The sequence below is a fragment of the Enterocloster sp. 210928-DFI.2.20 genome (genome assembly GCF_020554465.1).
In the GTDB taxonomy this organism is placed as follows: Bacteria; Bacillota; Clostridia; order Lachnospirales; family Lachnospiraceae; genus Enterocloster; species Enterocloster bolteae.
Map to the genome: position 1 here is coordinate 1 of NZ_JAJCHK010000076.1, position 3,091 is coordinate 3,091.

At 51.5% G+C, this 3,091-nt stretch carries 1 rRNA gene; it reads left to right on the top strand.

What is annotated here, in order from left to right:
• The first annotated feature begins 200 nt into the window (after nt 1–200).
• Nucleotides 201–3,091, top strand: a 23S ribosomal RNA gene (locus tag LI015_RS27785).

The window sequence follows — 3,091 nt, forward strand, 5'->3', positions numbered from 1 at the left end:
ACGTACCTTGAAAACCGCATATTGAATAAAAATGAATTGTATATTCTAAATCAGAATATCAAGACATCCGAGGCCATACAAGAGATTGTATGGAAAAACAAACTTGTAAATGCGAAAGCGTTTATGAAAACCTAGAACCAAAGCGTCCAACGCTATGGACGTTTAGAGGACCCGCAGCAACCCGCGGCGGGAAATCATTTGGTTAAGCTATAAAGAGCGCAGGGTGGATGCCTTGGCACTAAGAGCCGATGAAAGACGTGATAAGCTGCGAAAAGCTTCGGGGAGGAGCAAATATCCTTTGATCCGGAGATATCTGAATGGGGAAACCCGGCTGAGCAAACCTCAGTCACTGCATGGTGAATCCATAGCCATGCAGAGGGAACCCGGTGAACTGAAACATCTAAGTAGCCGGAGGAAGAGAAAGAAACATCGATTCCCAAAGTAGCGGCGAGCGAAATGGGAAGAGCCCAAACCAGCGTGCGTGCATGCTGGGGTTATGGACTGCAAACGTGAACCGATTTGTTAGTGGAACTGTCTGGGAAGTCAGGCCAGAGAGGGTGAAAGCCCCGTACACGAAAACAATAGGAAGCAGCAGGATCCAGAGTACCACGAGACACGAGAAACCTTGTGGGAAGTCGGAGGGACCACCCTCCAAGGCTAAATACTCCTTAGTGACCGATAGCGCATAGTACTGTGAAGGAAAGGTGAAAAGGACCCCGGGAGGGGAGTGAAAAAGAACCTGAAACCCTGTGTTTACAAGCTGTGGAAGCACGTTAAGGTGCGACCGCGTACTTTTTGTAGAACGGTCCGGCGAGTTGCCGGTACTGGCAAGGTTAAGAGCTTAAGGCTCGGAGCCGAAGGGAAACCAAGTCTCAAATGGGCGTCAAGTCAGTACAGGCAGACCCGAAACCGGGTGACCTATCCATGTCCAGGTTGAAGCGGAAGTAAAATTCCGTGGAGGACCGGATCCACATCCGTTGAAAAGGGTGGGAATGAGGTGTGGATAGGGGAGAAATTCCAATCGAACCCGGAGATAGCTGGTTCTCCTCGAAATAGCTTTAGGGCTAGCCTCATATTAGTTTAGCGGAGGTAGAGCACTGAATTCCTAAGGGGGCGTCAAAGCTTACCAAGGGATATCAAACTCCGAATGCCGCATAAATGATGTATGGGAGTCAGACTGCACGAGATAAGTTGGGTAGTCAAAAGGGAAAGAGCCCAGACCTACAGCTAAGGTCCCAAAGTGTGTGTTAAGTGGAAAAGGATGTGGGATTTCAAAGACAACTAGGATGTTGGCTCAGAAGCAGCCACACATTCAAAGAGTGCGTAATAGCTCACTAGTCGAGAGGTCCTGCGCCGAAAATGTCCGGGGCTGAAACACAACACCGAAGCTTAGGAATGTATGTAAGTACATTGGTAGAGGAGCATTCTTAGTGCGGAGAAGCGGTACCGATAAGGAGCCGTGGAGCGTTAAGAAGAGAGAATGCCGGAATGAGTAGCGAGATGGAGGTGGGAATCCTCCAGGCCGAATATCCAAGGTTTCCAGAGTAAAGCTGATCTGCTCTGGGTAAGTCGGGGCCTAAGGCGAGGCTGAGAGGCGTAGTCGATGGACAACAGGTTGAAATTCCTGTACCATGTATCATCAGAACTGTGGGGACACAGAAGGACAACACATCCCGGGAATGGGAATACCGGGGCAAGCGAGGTAGGAGTACGGTTGGCAAATCCGCCGTGCAATCCGAAGACGTGACGCGCAGCGAACTAAAGTAGCGAAGTGTGTGATTCCGGCTGTCAAGAAAAGCCGCTATTGTGTGATACATGCCCGTACCGTAAACCGACACAGGTAGATGAGGAGAGAATCCTAAGGCCGGCGGGAGAAGCATTGTTAAGGAACTCGGCAAAATGACCCCGTAACTTCGGGAGAAGGGGTGCCACAGAGATGTGGCCGCAGAGAATAGGCTCAAGCAACTGTTTAGCAAAAACACAGGTCTATGCAAAACCGTAAGGTGAGGTATATGGGCTGACGCCTGCCCGGTGCTGGAAGGTTAAGAGGAGAGGTTAGCGCAAGCGAAGCTTTGAATTTAAGCCCCAGTAAACGGCGGCCGTAACTATAACGGTCCTAAGGTAGCGAAATTCCTTGTCGGGTAAGTTCCGACCCGCACGAAAGGCGTAATGATTTGAGCGCTGTCTCAACAATGCACCCGGTGAAATTGAAATACCAGTGAAGATGCTGGTTACCTGCGCCAGGACGGAAAGACCCCATGGAGCTTTACTCCAGTTTGATACTGGGATTCGGTATTGCATGTACAGGATAGGTGGGAGGCTTTGAAACATGGACGCCAGTCTGTGTGGAGCCAATGTTGGGATACCACCCTTGCGATATTGGGTTTCTAACCTGCGCCCGTGACCCGGGCGGGGGACAATGTCAGGCGGGGAGTTTGACTGGGGCGGTCGCCTCCGAAAGGGTATCGGAGGCGCTCAAAGGTTCCCTCAGGATGGTTGGAAACCATCCAAAGAGTGCAAAGGCATAAGGGAGCTTGACTGCGACACCGACGGGTGGAGCAGGTACGAAAGTAGGACTTAGTGATCCGGTGGTATGAAAGTGGGATTGCCATCGCTCAACGGATAAAAGCTACCCTGGGGATAACAGGCTTATCACTCCCAAGAGTTCACATCGACGGAGTGGTTTGGCACCTCGATGTCGGCTCATCGCATCCTGGGGCTGTAGCAGGTCCCAAGGGTTGGGCTGTTCGCCCATTAAAGCGGTACGCGAGCTGGGTTCAGAACGTCGTGAGACAGTTCGGTCCCTATCCGGCGCGGGCGTAGGATATCTGAGAGGAGCTGTCCTTAGTACGAGAGGACCGGGATGGACAGACCGCTGGTGTACCTGTTGGCCTACCAAGGCCATGGCAGGGTAGCCAAGTCTGGACGGGATAAACGCTGAAGGCATCTAAGCGTGAAGCCCCCCTCAAGATGAGATATCCCATCGCGAAAGCGAGTAAGACCCCTTGAAGACGACGAGGTAGATAGGTTAGAGGTGGAAGTGCAGTAATGTACGGAGCTGACTAATACTAATCGGTCGAGGGCTTATCCA